This window comes from Actinomycetospora sp. (assembly GCF_055612215.1).
Map to the genome: position 1 here is coordinate 1 of NZ_JBVPVA010000730.1, position 1,789 is coordinate 1,789.

The 1,789-nt window shown below is 77.2% G+C and carries 1 protein-coding gene; it reads left to right on the top strand.

Features of this window, described 5'->3' with window-relative positions:
- A partial coding sequence (locus AC0CYZ_RS19960) for a diguanylate cyclase domain-containing protein (RefSeq protein WP_472218484.1) occupies positions 1–1,789 on the top strand: 1,789 nt, incomplete at both ends.

Genomic DNA, 1,789 nt, shown 5'->3' on the forward strand with positions numbered 1-1,789 from the left:
GAGCGCCCCTCGCCGACGGTCCGGCGGCGCCGGGACGTCCGCGCCGACGCCGCCGCCGACGCCTCCGTGCCCCTCGCGGCCCCCACCGTCGTCGTCCCGCCCGACGTCGTCGCGAACCCCGGCCCGATGCCCGACGGGCCCGTGGTGCTCCACGACGACCGCGGTCGCGTCGTCGCGGTCTCGCCCGAGTTCGCGCGGCTGGCCGGGGTGCCCGTCGAGGCCCTCGTGGGTCGCCCGGTCGACGCCGTCGTGGTCGTCCACCCGGCCGGTCCGGCGTCGACGGAGCAGGGCGAGGTCCCGCGGCCCGGGCGGGCGCCGCTCCCGGTCCGCCTCGTGCGCTGGCGCCAGGTCCCCGGGACGCCGCACCAGGCGCTGCTCGTGGTCGACGTCAGCGACCTGACTGAGTCCGCCGACGCCGGCGCCCGCACCGACGACGGTGTGGCCGAGGAGCGCCGCCGGCTCGAGGAGCTCAGCCGCCTGGCCGGCATCGGCTCGTTCGAGAACGACCGCACCCGGGGGACCTGGGTGGTCAACTCCGTCGCACGCACCCTGTTGGGGCTGCCGGCGTTCGGCGGGGTCACCCGGGACGCCGTCGGGGAGTGCGTCCACCCCGTCGACCGGCCCCAGGTGGGGGCGCGCTGGCATGCGATGCTCGAGGACGGCACCCCGCTCGACCTCGAGGTGCGCCCCGCCCACGACCCGACCCGCATGCTGCACGTCCGGGCCGCGCGCACGACGGTCGGGGACCGCGTCGTCGTCGCCGGCGCCGTCGAGGACGTCACCGAGCGGCGCGCCATGGAGACCCGGATGCGGTCCTCCACGCAGCGCTTCACCGACCTGTTGGCCGTCGCCCCCGTCGGCGTGGCCCTCTTCGACGACCACGAGCGGCTCGTCCAGGCCAACCAGTCGTTGTGCCGGCTGCTCGGCGAGGGACAGGAGACGCTGCGGGGGCGCCGGGCCGACGAACTGCTCGACCTCGCCGCCGAACGCGCGGCGCTCGCCCCCGGCGCCACCCCGACCGGCGCGACGCCGCTGCTCGCCCGGCCCGCGGGCTCCGCCGGCTCGATCTCGTGGTCGTGCCCCCCGCGGGCCCTGGGCCGCCGGGAGCGGGGAGCGCTCGGCACCGCGACCGAGCCGGTGTGGTGCGAGCTGCACGTGTCGGTCTCCGTCGACGACCTCGGACGGGCCACGCACCTCGTCGTGTTCACCGACGTGACCGAGAGCCGCCGCGTCGAGGCGTCGCTGCGCCACCAGGCGATGCACGACGAGCTCACCGGGCTGCCGAACCGTCGTGCGCTCTCCCGCGCGGTGTCGCACCTGCTCGCAGGGCCGAGTGCCCGCCGCACGGCGGTGCTGTTCTGCGACCTCGACAACTTCAAGCGGGTCAACGACTCCCTGGGCCACGACGCCGGCGACGAGCTGCTGGTCGTCCTGGCCGAGAAGCTGCGCGAGGGCCTGCCCCCCGGCTGCAGCGCCACCCGGCACTCGGCCGACGAGTTCGTCGTGGTCTGCGCCGACGTCGACGTGCACGGCGGGCTGGACGAGCTCACGGCCACCGTCGCCCGCATCCTGCGGACCGCGGTCCCGGTGCACGGCCAGCTGGTGCGGGTCTCGGCGACCATCGGCGCCGCGGTCGGCGCGACCCTCGGCCTCCCGCCGGCCGCCGGCGAGCCGGACATCGACCTCGCCGGCGACCCCATCGAGCAGGTCCTCGCCACGGCCCCCGTCGACGCCCCGGACCACCCCGCCACCGCCGACCTCGTCCGGTTCGCCGACGCCGCGCTGTTCG